Raw genomic sequence first — 21,043 nt, forward strand, 5'->3', positions numbered from 1 at the left:
GATATTTAACGTATGTGACATTGACTGTCCGTGTCCGGCTCGATGCTCACACTAACATGATAAATACTAATAAGTTTTAATTATTTCGGAGGTAATTATGGCAAATATTAAATCCGCCAAGAAGAGAGTTTTAGTTAATAAGAAAAAGGCTGAGAGAAATCAGATCATCAAGTCAGCTGTAAAGACAGAGATCAAGAAGGTTAGAGCTGCTATCGAGGCAGGCAACAAGGACGAGGCTGCAAAGGCACTCCTTAGCGCAACATCTGCAATCGACAAGGCTGAGTCAAAGGGCGTATTCAAGAAGAACACAGCTTCTAGAAAAGTTTCTCGTCTTGCTCAGGCTGTTAACAAGATGGCTTAATCATTTTTATAAATTCACAAAAATAAACCTCATGTCTTCTCACCGACATGAGGTATTTTTTTACTCTTTTTTATTTCTTATTGCGAAGACTGGCTGCCTTCTCTTTTACTTCTTCCATACTGGTCTTGAACTTATCTGATACCATATTAGGGTTGCCCAAGATGGTACGGTTTCTGTACCAATCAAAGAAGCTCTTTACTGGTGATGGTGTAAGTCTGTCCATCATGATCCTGTACTTAGCGTAGAGCTCTCCTACCTCATCTTTGACACTTTGCATGTAAGAAGATGGATCGATAGTGATCTTTTCCTTGATGCTTGCAAAGGACTTTTCAAGAGAATCACTAAGGCTATCTACACGGTTTCCAAGTCCGTTACTGATGCTATCTACTCTGCTACCAATTCCACTACTGATACTGTCAACTCTGTTGCCGATACCAGTGCTGATACTATCAACTCTATTACCGATGCCAGTGCTGATATCATCAACCTTCTGACCGATCGTCTCGCGAACTTCCTCTCCCTTAAATGCTACGATAACATCAAGTCGCTTTTGCATCTTGCTCATTTCTTCCTTAGCCTTCTCCATGTATACAAGGACATCTCTAAGGTCAAGGGCTGTCTTGAAGGCTACCATGAAGTCGCAGCTGATGTAAACAGTAAGTATAACTGTAACAATAGACAAGATGTTGTAAGGAATTGAAAGCAGCATTTTCTCTATAGGAAGCTGCAAAAAGTGAGTAAAGATAACTGTCAGAAGTCCCCAAACAAGGGTTGATTCCAAACATATCTGACCCTGAAAGTTCATGAACTTATCAGAATAATCCCAGTATCTAACCTTGAACAAAGCCTCCATAACAACGCCAGTTACGTACTCAAGAAGCGTAGCTCCTATGCATCCAGCAATATAAACCAAAATAATATTGTTATAAAAAGGGCTAGCTACCAGCAGCATCATTATTCCGCCACTGCCATATAACGGTAAAAAGGGGCCTCTCATAAAGCCCCTATTTACTGGTTTCTTTTGTAAAAAAGATACATAAGTTGATTCAAAGCACCAACCAAAAAAGCTATAAAAATAAAACAAGAACAGCCACTGAAGCGGCAAATAATTAAACATAATAAATCCCCCTATTAGTATCCAATCATTTACTGTTCTGGATTAGAAAAATCAATTACAGGGTTATTTGGTTCAGTAGTCTTCTCAACTGAGATTGCCTGAAGAACAGGACCTTCGCCCTGATACTCTTCTACGTACTGCTTGGTAACCTTAGCAGTTACTAATACCCATTCTTTTTCTTCTAGCTCTGATGTCTTGTCATATTCACATGCAAAGCCAAGGAACTGCATATCCTCTGCGCAGCATGTCATAGCAAGTCTTCCTGGAACAAATCTGTTGTCAGGGAACTCTGTTGGCTTAAGAACCATTCCCTTGAAACGAACTGTCTTGCCTTCGTATCTGTCAGCATGATCAAGTGCATCCAGATAGAACATTCCATAACCATAGTTGTTAAGGTCAATAGGATTAGCGTTAAGATCAAATGGAAGATCCTCATCAAGAGTTACATCCACTTCACCATTCTGATCTTCAAAGATGATGTCAGCCTTCTGATTGATAGCTTTAACATTTCTCTTAAATGATGCAAGGTCTTCGATTCCATCACATCTGTTAAAGAGAATAAGATCAGAGTTGCGGATCTGTTCAGCAAGAAGTGACTTCATATTGCTGAAATAAAGCTCAAAATTAGAAGCATCAATAACTGTGATCTGCTGCTCAAGCTTCCACATTACTGGAAGACGCATATTTCTAAAATTCCACATGCCATTGTACTCAATGAGGATTCTCTCAGGATTATACTTGGCATCAAGAGCGATGAGATTATCTGGATTAAAATCCTCTTCATCCTCGATCTTTTCAAGGATCGTGTTAGTAGATTTAAGGAGCTTCTCCTCGTAATCATTCTCACCCTCTTCGCAAACTATAAGAAGAGTTTTTCCTTTTGTTCTAAAGTATGGCTGACCAATAGTGTATCTAAAAAAGTCAGTTTTACCACTATCAAGGAATCCATTGATTATATATACCGGTTTCAATTTAGTTCTCCTTATCATAACAACTTACGCAAGTCTTCTGAAAAGCTTCTCAAGGTTCTCCTCAACAAGCCCAGAACCAATTACACAGAACTTACCTGTAACATCTGCACTTCCAGTTCTGACATCAGCCTCTCCTGGAACATAGTCAAATTCGATCCATGCTCCATCAGTAGAAGGAACAACACCCTTTGTACGAAGAACGATACCATACTTTTCTTCGTCTTCAAGCTTAGAAAGCATGCTCTCGATCTCTTCCTTAGTGTACTTGAGAGGTGTTTCCATACCCCAACTAACAAATACATCAGCTGCGTCATGGTGATGATGCTCATGTTCATGCTCATGTTCATGCTCATCCTCATCATGGTGATGATGGTGGTGCTCATGCTCGTGCTCATCTTCCTCATCATGGTGATGATGGTGATGCTCATGCTCATGCTCGTCCTCGTCATCATGGTGATGATGATGGTGGCAGCTGCACTCCTCATCGTCACACTCTTCATCATCGTGGTGTGCACTATATACTACAGAGCCATCCTCTGCAACAGTCTTGTGACTGCCATGGTGATGATGGTGGTGATGGTGCTCATCCTTCTCTTCCATGATCATCTTAAGAAGCTCTGCCTCAATATCGTTGTTTCCTTCAAATGTATCAAGGATCTCTTTTCCTGTGATCTCATCAAGAGGTGTTGTGATGATAGTAGCCTTTGCATTGTGCTCACGGATAAGTGCTACAGCCTCTTCGATCTTCTTCTGATCAGCCTTGTCAGTTCTTGTAAGAATGATAGTTCCAGCATTCTCAATCTGGTTAAGGAAGAACTCACCAAAGTTCTTGATATAAACCTTAGCCTTAGATACATCTACAACAGTAACTGCACTGTTAAGCTCCATGTTCTCAGAGCCTTCTGCGATATTCTGGATGGCCTTCATAACATCTGAAAGCTTACCAACACCTGATGGCTCGATAAGAATACGCTCTGGTGCATACTGATCCATAACCTGCTTAAGTGATGTCTCAAAGTCACCTACAAGTGAGCAGCAGATGCAACCTGAGTTCATCTCTGTGATCTCAATACCTGACTTCTTAAGGAATCCACCATCGATACCGATCTCACCAAATTCATTCTCAATAAGAACAACTTTTGTACCATTTAATGCTTCTTTTAAAAGCTTTTTAATAAGAGTTGTTTTACCAGCTCCTAAGAAACCTGAAATAATATCTATCTTTGTCATTATGTCTCCAATCTGCATAATTACCTATGCTATAACCACTACAACAAACTATATTCTATGCAGACATAAATAAAAAGTCAAGAAATCACATAGAGGCTGCATTTGCGGCATCCTTCGGATTTTCAGCGTCGTTTTCTTCTATAGGCTCACTAGGATCATCTTCCCCATGGCTATCTTCTTCTATAGAAGATTCATATACAGCAGAATTTTCTAAAGCCGCTTCACTACTACTTTCATCACTATTGTTTTTGTCTTCTACCTGCTCTGGCTCTTTTGATCCAGAATTTACTTCCTCTTCATGGTTTGGATCGTTTGGCTCTGCTTCTTTATCCATATCAAAGTCTCCAAGAAGGGCACTAATATCTATCTGAGAAGGGCTATCTACTGCCATATGAGAAGTTGCAACATTAGTAGCAGTAACGTCGTGATCATAAGCTGAGTGGTCAGGGCCGAAGGTGATATGCGCTGTAACTACCTGTCCATGAACATATCCACAAGAAGTTCTGTAGCCTATAAGCTGTCCCTCTTTTAAGCCACATTTAAGCTCTCTTTTGGTCTCAACATCCAAAAGATGGCCATTTCTCCTACGGACAACATCCACACTTCCCGTAAATTCGAAATGGTCTGGACTATGACCAATCTTGTCATATCCGCAGTAGTCACAGTGCCATCTAAAGAAAGCCTCTCCATTTGCATCATACATATAGCCTGCATTATAGGTACTCTCTGAGGTCCAGTACTTATAAACAAATCTTGTGCTGTAACAATCGTTTGTGTGCTTATGATAATAGCTTTCAGTGTAACATCCACCTTTTCTGCTCTCGCTCACATACTCGTCGTTACATTCATTTCCAGTGCCATCTGTATGATAATGGTATTCATATTCAACCTTTCCGGCAATGTCGCCATTATCAAGTACTATCTGTTGTGGAATGTTTCTGATAGCTTCGCTAAACTGCGCAAATGTGGCATCCTCATTTATGGTCACGCCTTTTGTGAGTAATGCGGATGCCAATAGCTTTTTGCCATCACTCACACGCTGAAAAACCTGATCAAGCTTTCCATTGATACCGCTGATCTCACCGGTAAGGTAATCCATGATCCCAGTAAGACCTTCATTTGATACGTCAGACATTTTCTCAAAATTCTCAGCAATGCTGATATTTAGCTCATTGAACTTATTATTTGTATTGTTGTTGACCTCTGTAAATCCTTTATCTGTAATACTAAGCATTTCTTCAAGCTTACTGTTGGTCTCATTTATAAGCTGGTCGATATTCGTAGCAAAAGCATTATCAAGCTCTGTAAGCTTCTTATCAAGGCTGTCAAACTTATCAGAAAGAGTCTTATTCATCTCAGTATTATTCTTATCAATAAGCTCTTTTATCTCCCCAAGAAGAGTTTTGTTATCGCCTTGAGCCTTTTCAAAGCTTGTCTGGATATCCTTAATGTTTTGAGTTACGCTGTTAAACTCGTTTGTGATCTTTTCGCTGTTTTCACCATTATTTGATTCGATCAGCTCTTTTAACTCCTGAAGCTGAGTCTGAGTACTAGTCACAGAAGTCTGTATTTCCTTAAGATTTCCGCTGATAGTTGTTACTTTTTCAGTAATTGTCTCCTTTGACTTATCCTCTTTTGTCAGCTCATAAAAAGAGTCAAGACCTTCCTGACTGTCTGCGATCGACTTATCAAGCTCAGATAAGTACTCGTGGAGCTCATCTAATTTGTCGTTTGTCTGCTGCTTACTTTCTTTTTCGCTCTCAGCAAACTCCTCCTTGGCGCTTGCTGCAACTACGGGAGTACTAAGATAGATCAGCCCTCCGCACAGTACAAGAGCAATGACTACAGCCACTGCCACCACCATGGTGTCATGTCTTTTAAGCTTTTTTAAAAGAAGCTTAACCGAATTGTTTTGTTTTTCCCATTTTTCCCTTAATTTCATATAGGATCCTTTCTGTTTTTACCCGCAGAAAAGCCCAAAGACACCCTTACTGCGAGCGTATTATTAAATAAAAAAGTGGAAAATCATCGGAAGAACTTCCGTGATTATCTGTCAGCTGAATGCCGACAAGAAAAAATTATACAGAAAAGGAATCAAAAATCAATACAGGTCAAATGAAATAAATAAATTTCATTCTTTGATCACAATTCGGCTACATACTAGTGCCCCCACTATGCCTATAACGGCACCACTAACAATTCCTGAAATCCACAAAATAGGCAGATACCAAATAATTGCCTTTGTGTTTAATAAGATCATAGCTACGATGATCTGTCCAACATTATGAGAAATACCGCCAGCAACACTAACTCCGGTAACACTAAAGTGTGAAGTCTTCTTTAACAGGATCATCACTAACGTGCTGAGCATCCCTCCAGCAATAGAAAAAGCAAAGCCCATAATATTTCCAAAAAGCATAGAGACAACTACGATCCTGACAACATTTATGAAAAACGCATTCTTTTCCCCAAGAACATAAAGTGCAACTAAGACCACAATGTTAGTAAGTCCAAGCTTAACTCCAGGTACAGCAAAAAAAGCCGGGATCTGCATCTCGACATAGCTAAGGATCATGGCAAGGGCTGCCAATGCGCCATTTAATGCTATCTTCTGTGTCTTACTCATTTTGGTCTCCAAATACCCTTTATCCAACTACGGTATCGTAGTCATCTTCACTCTTTGTCTTGCCAGTGCCTCTTATTTCCACAACAACTCTGTTAGGAAGGCATATTAAGGACTGTCCCTCTTTATTTATCTTTCCCATATGAACACACAGCTTGTCAGGACAGGATGCCTCTTTTAAATAGGCATATCCGTTTTCGATGATCAGCAGGTTCGTTCCGCCGTCATAGCCTGTTATTTCAAACTCAAGATCTTCATCAATAGGAAAAGAGTATGCTTCTACCCCATCGATACTGACCACAACCTCAGCGCCACTCTTTTTGGTGAGATTTACTCCGCCTAGAATAAGCAAAGAGATCAGAAGGAGTATTCCTATCAGATATATATCGTTTTTCCTAAAAAGCGTGTTTTTCAAAGCAATGCTCCCTAAAAAAATCCTTGTACTGTTTAGATTATACTCTAATCAGTACAAGGATTGATAATTTTATTTACTTAAACCTTAGATCATGCCTTTGGTTTCTCGTAGTAGAATGAATTCTTACGGATAAATCCGATATCTTTGTAATTAACGATCTGCTCTGTACTTCCAATAAAGAGGATTCCGCCAGGAGCAAGGTGCTCATAGTACTTTCTAAATACTTCATCCTTAGCTTCTTCTGTAAAGTAAATGAGAACATTTCTACATACGATAAGGTGACAATCCTTTGGATATGGATCTCTTAAAAGATCTGCCTGTTTGAAGGTAACTCTTGATGTGATCTCGTTAGAAACCTTCATTCTGCCATCTTCTGTCTCTGTAAAGTATTTCTTCTTAAACTCCTCAGGAACATTAGATATCTCTTTCTTGTCATAAATAGCAGCCTTAGCCTTAGCAAGAACAACAGCGTCAAGGTCTGTCGCATAAATGTTTATCTGATTAAGTGGAATATGCTTGGAAAGAAGCATTACAATGGTATATGGCTCATCGCCTGTAGAGCAGGCTGCACTCCATATCTTAAGGTTCTTACCAAACTTTCCCATAAGTTCAGGAACCATTTCCTTATCCATGAGATTCCACTGGTCCATATTTCTAAAAAACTCAGAAACATTGATAGTAAGATATGTAACAAAAGAATCAAGAGCTTCTCTATCCTTCTTGATAAGACCAAGGAATCCATCATATCCCTTAACTTCATACTTACCAATAAGAGTGTCGATTCTTCTCTTCATCTGTTTTTCTTTATACGCATTGAGATCGATCTTGGTTAAATCATATACGCCTTTTTTAAACCACTCGTAATCGTATTCCATAAGTGTTTTTCCTCCTGGTAAATGATTTTTGTTATGTTCTTATTTAATTCTATAGTAGATAGAATATTCTGACAAATTAAAAAAATATAAAACAATACGAAACAAAAAAGAGCGATGGTCTATAGACCACCGCCCTTTGAAGATTTGTTTTTATTAGTTCTCTTCGTTCTGCTCAGCGATAACCTTGTCGATGTCTACTGAAACAACATCTGAATCATCAGCAGCTACTTCCTCACTAGGATCTGGAGCGAACATAGCCTTGATTGAAAGGCTGATCTTCTTCTCATCCTCGTTGAAGTCTACAATCTTAGCTTCAACTTCCTGACCTACCTTAAGTACGTCAGCTGGCTTCTCAACATGCTCTTTAGCGATCTGAGAAACATGAAGGAGAGCGTCGATACCAGGCTCAAGCTCTACGAATGCACCGAAATCTGTCATTCTAGCAACTTTACCCTTTACTACGTTTCCTACAGCATACTTGTCTGTAGCATCCTTCCAAGGATTCTCGTTGTCAAACTTTCTTGAAAGAGCAATCTTGCTACCATCAATTGATTTAACAAGAACCTTAACTGTATCTCCAACCTTGAAGACTTTCTTAGGGCTCTCAACACGTCCCCAGCTCATCTCTGAAATATGGAGAAGTCCGTCTGCACCACCAAGATCGATGAATGCACCGAAATCTGTAACATTCTTAACAACACCGTCAACTACATCGCCAGCTTTGATAGTATCAAAGAGCTTCTTAGCCTGCTCAGCCTTCTCAGCTGTAACGAGCATTCTTCTGTTTCCGATGTATCTTCTTCTCTTAGGATTGTACTCAGTTACTACGAACTGGATCTCCTGATCCTGATACTTTGAAAGATCTTTCTCATAGCTGTCTGATACAAGGCTAGCTGGAATGAAGATTCTAACCTCATCAACTACTACTGTAAGTCCACCTTCAAGTACCTGAACAACCTTAGCTGTAAGTACTTCCTTGTTGTTGAAAGCTTCTTCGATTCTCTTATTGCCTCTGTCGATGGCAAGTCTCTTGTATGAAAGAATAACCTGTCCGTCTGCATCGTTGGTCTTAAGAACTTTAACGTCCATTGTGTCACCAACTTTAACGGCGGTTGTAAGGTCAATGCTGTTGTCGTTGCTATATTCGTTCTTGGTTAAAATACCGTCGGACTTGTAACCAATGTTAAGGATTATCTCGTCAGGCTTAACGTCAATAACAGTTCCCTCAACAACCTCCCCTGTGTGAATTGTTTTGAACGATTCGTTAAGCATCTGTTCAAAAGTTTGTTCTGACATAATTCTGAACCTCCTCAATAATGTTCTTTGGGGTTGATGCCCCGGCGGTAATACCCACTAATGACACATCCTCTCCTAATTTAAGATGTAGATCATCAAGGGTTTGAATAAAATATGTTCTGGCACATTTCTGACTGCATATTTCATACAGCTTCCTTGAATTAGAACTGTGCGCTCCTCCAATCACAATCATGACATCCGCTTCAGATGCAATCTTCTCTGCTTCTGACTGACGTTCATCCGTTGCATTGCATATAGTATTCACAATATTAATATTGTAACCGTTATTTTTAAAGATTTCAACGGTTTCTTGAAATTTCTTCTTGTTGAATGTAGTCTGAGACACAACTGTGTATTCCAGTTCCCTGTTTTCGCTGAATTTTGCTGCACTTTCAGGACTGTCTACAACATACACTCTATCTCCGGCGTAGCTTACAATTCCTTCAACCTCAGGATGATTAGCACTCCCCACTACTATGATGCCCTTACCATTTCCACTCTCTTCCTGAACGATCTTGTGAATTCTTTTTACAAAAGGACATGTAGCGTCGATCACTTCAAGTCCAGTCTCTGAGAGTTTTTTATGTACCTCTTTGGTAACGCCATGAGATCTGATAACAATGATTCCATCCTTAAGACCTTCGATCTCTTCTGGGCTCTCTATTACTTTCACGCCTTTTTTCTCAAGATCACCAACAACAATCTCATTGTGGATTATTGGCCCATATGTATAAATATTCAAGCCAGTCTTTTTCTCGATCTGTTCGTAAACAGTATCAACTGCTTTTGTTACACCAAAGCAAAAGCCTGCATGCTCAGCTACTACTACATTCATATAATAACTCACTTTCTAAATAACTGAATTATCTTTTCTGCCACTTCATTTATTGACATATCTGATGAATCTACAAGAACAGCATCATCTGCCTGCTTTAAAGGAGATATTTCTCTGTGCATATCTCTGTAGTCACGATCAATAATATCCTTCTCGATAGTGTCAATATCACAATCAATACCCTTGGCAGTAAGCTCTTTATATCTTCTGTCAGCTCTTACCTTAGAGCTTGCTGTAAGGTAAACCTTAAGCTCAGCATTAGGAAGCACTACTGTTCCAATGTCTCTTCCATCCATAACAACATCAGTTTCGCTAGCAAGCTTCTGCTGAAGTTCAACAAGCTTCTTTCTAACATCGCCATTTACGCTGCTGGCAGATGCCATATTTCCAACTTCCTCAGTTCTGATGAGGCCGTTTACATTCTCACCATTAAGATAAACTACCTGCTCGCCGTTTTCATGCTTGATAGTAATATCAGCTTCTACGCAGGTCTTACTGATCTTGTCTGATTCTTCTGCTTTGATGCCTTTTTTTATCATGAAAAGAGCCATTGCTCTGTACATTGCACCTGTGTCAACGTATATAAATCCAAGTTCCTTAGCTACCATCTTAGCTATTGTGCTCTTGCCTGCTCCTGCAGGTCCGTCAATTGCGATTGCTTTTCCCATATCATATCTCCTAAATAATTAAATAACAGCAGATTTGCCTGCTAAATGTCCAGTAGACCAGGCTACCTGAAGGTTGTATCCTCCAGTCTCAGTATCCACATCAATAACTTCTCCGGCAAAGAAAAGTCCGGAAACAAGCTTAGATTCCATAGTAGATGGATTTATTTCCTTAACATTTACTCCACCCTTAGTGATGATGGCTTCATTAAAGCTTCTGGTTCCAGTAATGGTCATAGGAAGATTCTTAATAAGCTTCACGAATCCAAGCCTTTCTTCCTTGGTGATCTCATTTACTTTTTTATCTGGATCGATTCCTGATAATCTTATCATTACAGGAATGAGTTTGGAAGGGAACAATCCTCCCACAACATTTTTAAAGCTCTTATTGAGGTTATCTTCAAAATCTCTCAGAACTCTTTTATCAAGCTGCTCATCTGTAAGAGCTGGCTTAAGATCAAGAACAAGCTTGTAATTTCTCTTTTTTTGATAATAACAGCTGCTTGTGAGAACCAAAGGTCCGCTTACTCCAAAGTGAGTAAAAAGCATCTCTCCAAAGCCATCATAAACTGGTTTTGCTTTCTTCTTTTTGGCTTCACTGTTCTCATCATCAAAAAACATCTTAAGTCCGACATTTTTGAGGGACAGGCCCTGAAGCTCTTTGCACCATGGCTCTTTTATCTCAAATGGAACAAGGGATGGCTCAGGATCAACAATAGTATGTCCCATGCTCTTGGCAAATTTGTAGCCATCACCAGTTGAGCCAGTTGAAGGATAGGACATACCACCGGTACAAACTATCACACTGTCAAACTCTTCTCTTGTAATAGGCTCATCATCTTTACTGTAAGTAACAGCACTTACAGCTCCTTGACTACTTTCGATGGAAAGGATCTCTGTTCCAAATTCAACCTTTACACCAGCTTTTTTGACAGCATCAAATAGAGTTCTGATGATATCAGATGAATGGTCGCTAACAGGGAAAACTCTCTCGCCGCGCTCTGTTTTAAGGTGACAGCCGTTATTTTCAAAAAAATCCATAACTGCAGTATTATCAAAGTCATATACCGCGCTGTACAAAAATCTTGGATTTCTCCTGACAAAGTTAAAATAATCAGACACATCACAGGCGTTAGTCACATTACATCTACCTTTACCTGTGATATAGATCTTTTTGCCAGGCTTTTCATTTTTCTCAAAAATAGTGACGCTTCCGCTGCCCTCTGCAGCAGCAAGCGCCGCCATCATACCGGCTGCTCCGCAGCCAATAACTGCAATTTTCTTCATTAAAAATCCTCTTTTGCTACCTCTTCATCTTTTTTCTTACCAAGAGGATAGCCAATCATTGGTGCATCTGATGCGAAATCAATCTCATCATTTAAGTACACCTGATAATTATTCCATGTCTCTTCTAGCATCTTGAGGTCAGCAGCAACTTCGTTTGGTCTCTTCATACAAAGAGCCACAACAAGCGCATTTATAACACTAAGTGGCGCAACTAATGAATCAACAATAGACGCCATCTCACTCTTAGCCAAAAGATTGCAGGAAGAATACAGGTTCATAGGTGAATGAACAGAGTCTGTTATGGTAATGACCTTGGCATTTCTGTCATTGGCAAATTCCAAGCACTTAAGCGTTCTCATGGAATAGCGTGGGAAGCTGATTCCTATGATACAGTCTCTGTCATTTATCCTGATCATCTGCTCAAACATCTCAGAAACACTTGTTGTCCTAATAAGGATATTGTTGCCTCTGATGATATTCAGATAAAAATGTAAAAAGTCAGCTAGCGGTTCGCAGCTACGAAGGCCAACAATATAAACTGTTCTAGCCTTAAGTATTATATCAACTGCTGTTTTAAAAGCAGCCACATCAATATTGTTGATGGTATGCTCAATATTTGCCATATCTGACTGAAGGATAGTTGAAAGGATCTCGCCTTCATTACTTTTTCCAAATTTCCTTCCGACCTTCTCAACGGAACCAAATTTGTCACTTACCCATACAGAAAGAGATTTCTGAAACTCTGGATATCCTTCATAACCAATGCTCATGGCAAATCTAACAACTGTGGATTCGCTCATTCCAACCATCTTACCAACTTCTGCAGCAGTCATAAATACTGCCTGCTCGTAGTGGTCACATATATACTGAGCAATAGATTTCTTACCTTTGCTCATTCTGGAGTAGCACTCATTAATTCTGGTGATTACGTCAACATCTTTTTCGAACTTCATAGACTAAATGCCTTATATGCTGACTCAAGCATAGCTACAGATGTCTCTTTATCAAGATCATAATCCCCTGTTACAGCCATACATCCAGCACCGTGAATGAATATCCACATCTGCATAAAGAGCTGCTGTGCATTCGCCGCACCTTTGGCAGCTGCCCTATTTATCTCTTTAACAACGTTCTCACTAGAACCATTTACAAGGTCATACATACTCTTGCTCTCAGGTCCCTGCTCTGAAATAAAAAGAAGTCTGAAAAGATGAGGATATTTCTGAGCAAAACCGATATAAGCAAGTCCAAGGTCAACAAATGGAACCTCGTGAGACTTTTCACAATCGTTATAAAAACTTTCGTAATATTCTGCTGCTTTATCATAAACGTCCTTCTTGAGTGCATCCATATTCTCGTAAATACGGAATATAGGCTGAGTTGAACATCCTGCTGCAGCTGCGAGCTTTCTAGAAGTAATCTGTTCAAAGCCCTCTTTTCTTGTGATCTTAAATGCCGCATTTACAATTTCTTTCTGCGTAATTGTAGCTTTTCTGGACATTGGTATCCCTCCCAAACAAAATTTGCGCATGCCTCTCAAAAATAAAAAGCACGCGTTATTATTTTACAAAAATAGCGGGTCTGTGTCAACACAGCCCCGCCACAAAAAAGCCTTAAGTTTTCTTAGATTTCTTCTACATAGCTGACATATTCAAGTTCATTTAACATGCCCATGATCTCCTGATGCGAACGCTTTTTATCAAAATCAATATCAATGATTATTGCTGCATCTGATGACTGAAGAGTCTTCTCTTTGCTCTTGGTCATACTATTTACAGAAAAGCCCTGAGCGTTTATCCACTTCGTAAGCTTTCTGACACCGCCATCTTTATTAACTTCGATGTACAAGCTGATGTATTTGCTGTATTCCTCAACCTTCTTACTAAGCTGCATAAGTACAATGTTTGCAAGCATGATCAGTAAGAAGCAGATGATACCAACCACAAGATATCCAGCACCAATAGCCATTCCCATGCATGATGTAACCCAAAGTGAAGCAGCTGTTGTAAGTCCTTTGATCTGTTTTTTACCAGTTACAAGAATCGTACCTGCACCCAGAAAACCTATACCACTTACAACACCAGCTGGTATTCTGCTGACATCAGCAGAAAGGTCAGGAAGCATTGCCAGATAAATATTAAGTGCAGTTGCTACTGCTGATCCAAGACTCACAAGTGCGAAGGTCTTGATTCCAGCACTGTGTCTTTTGACAACTCTTTCCCATCCAATAAGACTTCCAAAGAATGTTGCTAACAATAATCTGATTCCTACAGCAATATCATTAGCACTTTCCAAGTAGTCCAGTATCATTCCAATACTCATCCCTTATCTCCAATCACATATATATTTGCCTATGCTAGGATTATACTCCACTCTAGCGAAAAAGAATAATCCATTTACTTGCAAATCTTGCATTATTCTCTGAGAATAGTGCATTTTTATTCATAAACTTTTGATTATCAATGATAAACATTTAATAAACAAAGCATTAACACTTTAGCAAACCTAGTCTATATCTGCATTTGATTGATAACATATGATTTTTCTTAACTTTTCATAAACACATTTATTTTTATGTTTTTATGTTAAAATAATTACAATAAATTAAATTTTCTGACTTTTTCGACGGAGGACACAACTTGTTTAGCGCAGCTGAAGACAAAAAAAGACTTGAACAATACTTCATCGATAATATTGACAAAGCAATTGCTAATGAATGGATAAAGGCTTATCACCAGCCTTTAATTCGTGCTGCCAGCGGTCTTGTTTCCGACGAAGAAGCCTTTGCAAGGTGGGAAGACCCTGAGCATGGCTATTTCACAGCATCTGAATTCATTCCCGCTTTAGAAAGAGCGAATTTGACCTACAAACTCGACCTATATATGGTTGAGCGCGTACTTAAAAAGCTCAAGAGCCAGGCTCAACATAATCTATTTATGGTTCCAGAATCTATAAATCTCTCAAGATCCAGTTTTGACAGTTGTAACATGGTAGAAGAGATCATAAAAAGAATTGATGAATCTGGAGTCCCAAGATCAATGCTCTCAGTAGAGCTTTCCGAAAGAACTATTGCTTCTGACCCCGAATTCATGAAAGAACAGGTAGACAATTTCAGAAAAGCAGGCATAAAAGTATGGCTTGATTCCTATGGCAATGGATATTCTTCATTATTATTGCTCCTTAAGCTACAATTTGATCTTCTTAAAATTGATAAGAAATTTGTTGATCAGATCGGTAAAAATGAAAACGGCCAGATAATCCTGACCGAGCTTATAAGAACCGCTATGGCTATTGGTCTTGATACCGTTGCAGAAGGCGTTGAAAACAAAGAACAGGCTAATTTCCTTATGGAAATTGGATGCACTAAGCTTCAAGGCTACTATTTCATTGAACCTATTTCACTTGCACAGATCCTAGAAAGAAACAAAAACGGAATACAGATTGGATTTGAAAATCCAAAGGAGGTTGAATATTATGACCTTGTTGGAAAAGTAAACCTCTATGATCTTTCTTTTCCAAAGGATGACGATACTTCTCTAAACAAGTACTTTGACACTATGCCTATGGTCATTTTTGAGATGGATAACTCTAAAGCAAATCTGGTAAGGTGCAACAAGAGCTTTAGAGAATTTATAGCAAAGAATTTTACCCAAATTAAAAATACCAGATTTTTTGATTATGACTCTTTTAAACCTGGTCCAGGTTTCTACTCTTTTAATTCAGTAAGGCAATGCGCTCAAGATGGCAAGCGGCTCATATTAGATGACAGGCTAAAAGACGGCAGAATTTTCCATCTTTTGATCAACAGAATTGCTGTAAATCCAGTTACAGGTGCTGCGGCAGTTTCTGTTGTTGTGCTTTCTATCGATGATTCAGTAATAAAGGCCGGTCTTAACTACAACTACATTGCCAGAGCATTATCAGAAGATTATATCAACCTGTATATGGTAAACATGGATGATGATACCTTCACTGAATATAAAGCAGATGGTGTAAACCGTGATATTTCTTACAACAAGAGCGGAGATAATTTCTTCGACCTTTATAGAAGTGAATTTGAATTTGAGATAATGCCTGAAGATAAAGAACAGTTGCAGAAGAACTTCTCAAAAGAAACCATCAAGGAAAATCTAAAAAAAGAAGGCGTGTACTCAATATTTACTAGGGTCATTATAAGAGGCATTCCAACATACATAAATATCAAGATCGTACAGATACGAGGTAATGGAAACTTTATCATCGTAGGAATAAACAATGTAGACTCTCAGATAAAGACACGAGAAGCCCTCGAAAAAGCCAAAGAAGAAAAGATCATATATTCAAGACTTGGCGCTCTTTCTGAAGACTACATCTACATTTTTACTGTAGATCCATTAACATCAAGTTACAAAAAGTATAATCCTTCAGGCACAGTTTCGGACCTCGGTCTTCCCGATGAAGGTAACAATTTCTTTGAGGAAGTAACCCAAAGAGCTAGTAAAGGAATCTACAAGGAAGATGTAGAATTTTTCCTTACATCTTTCACAAAAGAAAATGTCTTCAAACAGATTGAAGCTAAGGGAATTTATGAAAATCACCACAGGCTTAACATAGCAGGCGTTCCTTTATATGTAGTAATGCGTGCTAACATGGTGAATGAAGATGGTAACGAAAAACTCATCGTTGGTATCTTTAACATCGACAACAAGGTAAAAAAAGACAGAGAATATGCAGAAAATCTCTACGCAGCTGAGAACAAAGCCAACCTTGATGAACTGACCGGAGTCAAGAACAAAAACGCCTACGCCGACACAGAAGCTACTCTCAATGAACTTATTGAAATAGATAGCATGACACCATTTGCTATTGCCGTCTTTGATATCAATGGTCTTAAAGAGGTCAATGATACACAAGGACACAAAGCTGGTGATGAATTCATCAAAAAAGGCCGTGACATAATCTGTAGATTCTTTAAGCACAGCCCAGTTTATAGAGTTGGTGGTGATGAATTTGTAGTTATTGTGCAGGGATATGACTTCTTAAACATTGATTCGATCATGTCCAAAATACACAAGCACAACGTCAAGAACAGATTAAAAGGCGACATTGTCATTGCTGCCGGATGCTCTAAATATGCAGGCGATCCAAACGTAACAGCTGTTTTTGAAAGAGCAGATAAAGAAATGTACGCTAATAAGAGCGAATTAAAAAAGATGTGAGTTGGTTTTAAGCCAGCTCCTTCTTTTTTTGTAATCAGGAATGATCTTTTCAACCTCCGCCCAGAATCTTGGTGAGTGATCCATCTCTTTTCTATGGCAAAGTTCATGTACTACCACATAATCAATAACTTCATCAGGAGTCTTCATAAGAAGGCAGTTAAAGTTAAGATTGCCCTTTGCACTGCAGCTCCCCCACCTGCTCTTTTGCATGCGAATAGTTATAGTTCCGTAATCTACACCTATTAGCTTGGCATAGTGTTCCACCTTAGGCGGAATCACCCTCTTTGCCTTAGTCACAAGATATTTTACTTCCTGCTTAGAAATTGGCTCTGCTTTTTCTAAATGCTTAACCGCTTCTATGTGTTTATCTATCCAATCAGCCTTTTCGCCTATAAAGCGATTTATCTCTGACACAGGATATTTCATCGGTGCTCTGACAACCACTCTTCCATCACTTGTTACCTGAATAGCAAGAGTTCTTCTTTTACTACGTATAAGTTCAATCTTTCTGTCCATATTATCCTAACAGTTCCAGTAATTCTTCCTTTGAAAGCTTAGGCGTGCTAAGAGAATCAGAATTAAGAAGCTGATCCGCCAGTTCCTTTTTCTTATTCTGAAGAAGTATGATTCTCTCCTCGATCGTATCTTTCATAATGAGCCTATATACAGTCACAACATTCTTTTGCCCGATTCTGTGAGCTCTATCCGTTGCCTGATTCTGTACAGCTATATTCCACCAATGGTCATAGTGGATCACTATATCAGCAGCAGTAAGGTTAAGTCCTGTTCCTCCAGCCTTCAAAGAAATACAAAATACCGGCGTTTCATCCTCCTGGAATGCGTCAACCATCTTGATCCTGTCTTCCTTTTTGGTAGCTCCCGTAAGTAGATAATGGCTGATGCCCTCCTTGAATAACAGCTTAGATATCCTATCAAGCATGGATGTAAACTGCGAGAACAAAAGAACCTTGTGGCCACTTTCTGCCGCGCTCCTTATCATTTCAAGCAAAAGATCTGCCTTGGCACTGCCTCCGTTATAGTTTTCATATATAAGGCCAGGATCACAGCATAGCTGGCGAAGTCTTGTAAGCTCAGATAGGATTGCGATCCTATCTCTTTTTATCTCCTCATCATCTTTAGAATGAACCATCATCTTAACTCTCTGAAGATGGGCTTTGTAAAGCTGTTCCTGCTCCTTGGTCATCTGAGAAACAATATTTTCCTCCAGTTTATCAGGAAGATCCTTAAGAACATCCTTTTTGAGTCTTCTAAGCACGAAAGGAGCTATCATTCGCCTCAAGTGCTGCATCTCATCACCGTCTCTGTCTGATACTACTGGGATTTCTATCTTTTCCTTGAAATTCTTGTAGTTAAAAAGATATCCTGGCATGCAAAAATCAAAGATGCTCCAAAGTTCACTTAGTCTATTCTCAATAGGTGTTCCTGTGAGAGCCGCTTTAAATCCCGCTTTGACAGATTTAACAGCCTTAGCCACCTGTGTAGAAGGGTTCTTGATAAACTGAGCTTCATCTATTATCATGCACTCAAAAGAAAGATATCTATATAGATCAATATCTCTCCTAAGAAGATCATAAGAGGTTATGATAACATCTGTTTTCTCTTCATCAATCTCTGATGTAACCCTTTCTCTATCAGGCTTGATTCCAACAGCAAGTTCACAGTTAAGTTCAGGTGTAAAGCGCTGTAATTCATGCTGCCAGTTGTAAACCAAAGATGCTGGGCACACAATAAGCGAACATCTATTTTTAGTGCCACTTTTTTGAGCATCCTCTTTTATTGATAAAAGAAGTGATAACACCTGCAACGTTTTACCAAGTCCCATATCATCAGCAAGGATTCCACCAAAACCATTTGCCTTAAGTGTTCTAAGCCAGTAATAACCCGCTTTTTGATAATCTCTAAGAACGTATTGCAAAGAATCAGGAATATCATATTCCTTGTCATAACTTCCAGCAAAGGTATTTACAAGCTTTTTAAACTCTCTGCTAAGGCTTATGTGTGAGAATTCATAGTCCTTACTCTTATCTGCAAGTTCATCCAGGAAAAGAGCCCTGAACTTAGGTATAGAAACGTGTCCTTCTGCAAGATCATTTTTTGAAAGTAAAAGCCCATCTCTAAGAGAATAGAGAATATCCATCTCTTTACTTGAAAGATCTAATACTTCTCCGCTCTTTAGCCTGTAGTATTTTTTCTTTCTGTCATATCTGTTTAAGATATCATCCAGTTCTTTTACCGAAATATCTTCTGGAACAATGGATAATTCTAACAGGTCAGATACCACTGACACGCCAAGATCAACTCTTGGAGCAGCTTTAATATTTATGGAGTGAATAGCCTCCGAAAGATACACATCTCCTAATCCATACAAGATTTTGATATCTTGTGTTATGAATGAATATATCTTATCTTCACTACTTTCATCTGCCTGAATATACAAAACGCCCTTCTTGCTATCCATATTGTCAAAAAGAGGACTTATGGTCTTGGCAACCTTACTTTCCTTGAACAGATCTCTTTTTATCACTCCCTTATCATCATCAAAGCTTCTTCCAAAAATATGGAATATCTGCTCATCATATCTGTCTGCATTGTAAACAGCCTGAACATCACAGGTGATAGTATATGTATCAGGCATATCAATGTATATTCTAAATTTTGGTACATCAGGAGAGTATTTGGTGACATCAAATCCATCTATGCTCACATTCATGTACTCATTTAATACCGGTAAAAGACCTACAGAAAACAGCGGAAGATCCTTTTCAGCAATAAAGAGTTCATTCTCCGTCCTTCTAGAAGAAAGAAAAGTTAGAAATGGCAGAATTGGCGCACAATCTTTCCTTGGTATCACATGAATCTTTTTCTTTTTTTCAAAATAAATATTTGAATAACCTTCAAACATGGTAAATGGCGCAGCTTCAAAAGTAACTCCATTTGCTGTCTTTTCGATGGAAAGATCTATAGATGGAAAAACCTCGTTTTTTTCAAGAAGTCTCTCATCAATATGTCTAGCCCTAAAATCCTTGTTTACAAAATAAAGACTTGTAACTGAAGCAAAAAACTCATCGATCTCATGGCCTTTTAGCTCTATTTCCTTGTTATGTCCTTTGCCATAAGGATATGACGCAGTCTTCTTTTCTCTAAAATAATCATTTAAAAAAAATATGATATTAAGAGTTTCTTCTGTAAAAGCTTTTTTATCATGAGTAAAAGAAAGATGCTTGCCGTAGCTGACTGTTTCGCATTCGTTTACAGCAGTTACGAAGTCAGAAATGTCTTTTAACACATAGCACGCACCAGACATTCTGTCACAGATATTAAAGCTAAGCGTCATCTTATCTCTATAGTAAGCCACATGGGGCTCAAGCTCTATAAGAGAAGCTTTTTTATACAATAAAGGGGCATTACTCTCTGGAGAGTATGCCCTTAATAGTTTCTTGGTCTCAAAAGAAGTATAGTGAAAATCACTGTGAGCATCAGAAACAAACCTCCTACCTGAGGCAGTAATGAACTCACTTTTTGCGCTATCATTCTGATTATGATCTGATATCATGATACCCCTTTAACAATACAAAATCTCTAACAATGTATCATTAAATTATACCATATTCCTTATTTGAGTACACTCAGAAGCTCCGCTACAACCTCTTCCATTGTACTATTTTTCTCATCTACTGTGATATCTGCGTATTTTTCATACAAAACGCTTCTCTCATTGTAAAGAGAAATAAGAGACTGTCCCTCTTTCATGACTACTCCGCGCTGCTTGACATCCTTAAGACGCTTTGTAAGCTCATCCATTGAAACCTTAAGATAAACAACGGTTCCAAGATTCTTGTAATGCTCCATGGCTTCTTTTCCGTAAACCACACTTCCACCTGTAGCAATTACACTCTTTTCAACTTCAATTCCTGTATTTATCTTGTTTTCGATATCAATAAAGCCGTCAATTCCTTCTTCTGCTATTATCTCAGAAAGCTTGCGGCCATCTTTTTCCTGAATAACAATATCTGCGTCCACAAAATTATAGCCAAGAATCTTGGCCAAAATAACGCCTACTGTACTCTTCCCCGAAGCAGGCATTCCGATCAGGATTATGTTGTTTTTTTTCATAATATACCTCCCAAAAGAGCTAAGCCCTTTTGCAAC

General features: G+C 38.8%; 19 protein-coding genes. 2 read left to right on the forward strand and 17 right to left on the reverse strand.

Translation table 11 applies throughout. The features are described 5' to 3' along the window. Positions 1-97: 97 nt before the first annotated feature. Entirely contained in the window at positions 98-361 is a 264-nt protein-coding gene (gene rpsT / locus BLS24_RS09940) for a 30S ribosomal protein S20 (protein WP_091758618.1), read from the forward strand. A 70-nt stretch (positions 362-431) separates the two neighbouring features. Here rpsT and BLS24_RS09945 read toward each other — a convergent pair whose 3' ends face one another. The 14 genes from BLS24_RS09945 to BLS24_RS10010 form a co-directional block, all read right to left on the reverse strand. Then, entirely contained in the window at positions 432-1,478 is a 1,047-nt protein-coding gene (locus BLS24_RS09945) for a putative ABC transporter permease (RefSeq protein WP_091758620.1), read from the reverse strand. Positions 1,479-1,507: 29 nt separating this feature from the next. Continuing rightward, positions 1,508-2,467, reverse strand: coding sequence for a TIGR03943 family putative permease subunit (locus BLS24_RS09950; RefSeq protein WP_091758622.1), 960 nt, complete (start codon positions 2,465-2,467; stop codon positions 1,508-1,510). 6 nt (positions 2,468-2,473) lie between these two features. Then, on the reverse strand, positions 2,474-3,679 hold the full coding sequence (locus tag BLS24_RS09955) for a GTP-binding protein (RefSeq protein WP_091758624.1): 1,206 nt from the start codon (positions 3,677-3,679) through the stop codon (positions 2,474-2,476). An 85-nt stretch (positions 3,680-3,764) separates the two neighbouring features. Continuing rightward, entirely contained in the window at positions 3,765-5,621 is a 1,857-nt protein-coding gene (locus BLS24_RS09960) for a hypothetical protein (protein WP_091758625.1), read from the reverse strand. Between the two features lie 189 nt (positions 5,622-5,810). After that, positions 5,811-6,305 (reverse strand): Gx transporter family protein, encoded by a 495-nt coding sequence (locus BLS24_RS09965; protein ID WP_091758626.1) that lies wholly within the window; start codon positions 6,303-6,305, stop codon positions 5,811-5,813. Between the two features lie 19 nt (positions 6,306-6,324). Further along, positions 6,325-6,717: a NusG domain II-containing protein gene (locus tag BLS24_RS09970; RefSeq protein WP_176764409.1), complete on the reverse strand. Its 393-nt coding sequence runs from the start codon at positions 6,715-6,717 to the stop codon at positions 6,325-6,327. Positions 6,718-6,806: 89 nt separating this feature from the next. Then, positions 6,807-7,592, reverse strand: a complete 786-nt coding sequence (locus tag BLS24_RS09975) for a CheR family methyltransferase (protein WP_091758628.1) — start codon at positions 7,590-7,592, stop codon at positions 6,807-6,809. 153 nt (positions 7,593-7,745) lie between these two features. Then, positions 7,746-8,888 (reverse strand): 30S ribosomal protein S1, encoded by a 1,143-nt coding sequence (rpsA, locus tag BLS24_RS09980; RefSeq protein WP_091758629.1) that lies wholly within the window; start codon positions 8,886-8,888, stop codon positions 7,746-7,748. Further along, positions 8,869-9,723 carry a 4-hydroxy-3-methylbut-2-enyl diphosphate reductase gene (ispH, locus tag BLS24_RS09985; RefSeq protein ID WP_091758630.1) on the reverse strand — a complete coding sequence of 285 codons (855 nt, stop codon included), beginning with the start codon at positions 9,721-9,723 and terminating at the stop codon, positions 8,869-8,871. Before ispH ends, rpsA begins: the two co-directional genes overlap by 20 nt. An 8-nt stretch (positions 9,724-9,731) precedes the next feature. Next, positions 9,732-10,391 (reverse strand): (d)CMP kinase, encoded by a 660-nt coding sequence (gene cmk, locus BLS24_RS09990; protein WP_091758631.1) that lies wholly within the window; start codon positions 10,389-10,391, stop codon positions 9,732-9,734. 18 nt (positions 10,392-10,409) lie between these two features. Beyond that, on the reverse strand, positions 10,410-11,675 hold the full coding sequence (locus BLS24_RS09995) for a BaiN/RdsA family NAD(P)/FAD-dependent oxidoreductase (RefSeq protein WP_091758632.1): 1,266 nt from the start codon (positions 11,673-11,675) through the stop codon (positions 10,410-10,412). Beyond that, positions 11,675-12,628, reverse strand: coding sequence for a MurR/RpiR family transcriptional regulator (locus BLS24_RS10000; protein ID WP_091758634.1), 954 nt, complete (start codon positions 12,626-12,628; stop codon positions 11,675-11,677). Before BLS24_RS10000 ends, BLS24_RS09995 begins: the two co-directional genes overlap by 1 nt. Next, positions 12,625-13,176 (reverse strand): TetR/AcrR family transcriptional regulator, encoded by a 552-nt coding sequence (locus tag BLS24_RS10005; RefSeq protein WP_091758636.1) that lies wholly within the window; start codon positions 13,174-13,176, stop codon positions 12,625-12,627. The genes BLS24_RS10000 and BLS24_RS10005 overlap by 4 nt, the downstream gene beginning before the upstream one ends. 122 nt (positions 13,177-13,298) lie before the next feature. Next, positions 13,299-13,997, reverse strand: coding sequence for an MgtC/SapB family protein (locus BLS24_RS10010; protein WP_091758638.1), 699 nt, complete (start codon positions 13,995-13,997; stop codon positions 13,299-13,301). Positions 13,998-14,314: 317 nt separating this feature from the next. Here BLS24_RS10010 and BLS24_RS10015 point away from each other — a divergent pair, with 317 nt between their 5' ends. Then, on the forward strand, positions 14,315-16,873 hold the full coding sequence (locus BLS24_RS10015; protein ID WP_091758640.1) for a bifunctional diguanylate cyclase/phosphodiesterase: 2,559 nt from the start codon (positions 14,315-14,317) through the stop codon (positions 16,871-16,873). On the opposite strand, the gene BLS24_RS10020 is transcribed toward BLS24_RS10015, so the two are convergent. From BLS24_RS10020 to BLS24_RS10030, 3 genes are read right to left on the reverse strand one after another with little or no spacing between them, the layout of a single operon-like run. After that, positions 16,859-17,389: a M48 family metallopeptidase gene (locus BLS24_RS10020; RefSeq protein ID WP_091758642.1), complete on the reverse strand. Its 531-nt coding sequence runs from the start codon at positions 17,387-17,389 to the stop codon at positions 16,859-16,861. The two genes, BLS24_RS10015 and BLS24_RS10020, sit on opposite strands and share 15 nt — an antisense overlap. Before the next feature lies 1 nt (position 17,390). Further along, positions 17,391-20,447 carry a DEAD/DEAH box helicase gene (locus BLS24_RS10025; RefSeq protein WP_091758644.1) on the reverse strand — a complete coding sequence of 1,019 codons (3,057 nt, stop codon included), beginning with the start codon at positions 20,445-20,447 and terminating at the stop codon, positions 17,391-17,393. A 59-nt stretch (positions 20,448-20,506) separates the two neighbouring features. Next, the gene (locus tag BLS24_RS10030) at positions 20,507-21,007 is read right to left on the reverse strand and encodes a shikimate kinase (protein WP_071176538.1); all 501 of its coding nucleotides are present in this window, start codon (positions 21,005-21,007) and stop codon (positions 20,507-20,509) included. Between the last annotated feature and the right edge of the window lie 36 nt (positions 21,008-21,043).

Origin of the sequence: Butyrivibrio sp. INlla18 (assembly GCF_900103635.1) — a bacterium.
Taxonomy (GTDB): Bacteria; Bacillota; Clostridia; order Lachnospirales; family Lachnospiraceae; genus Butyrivibrio.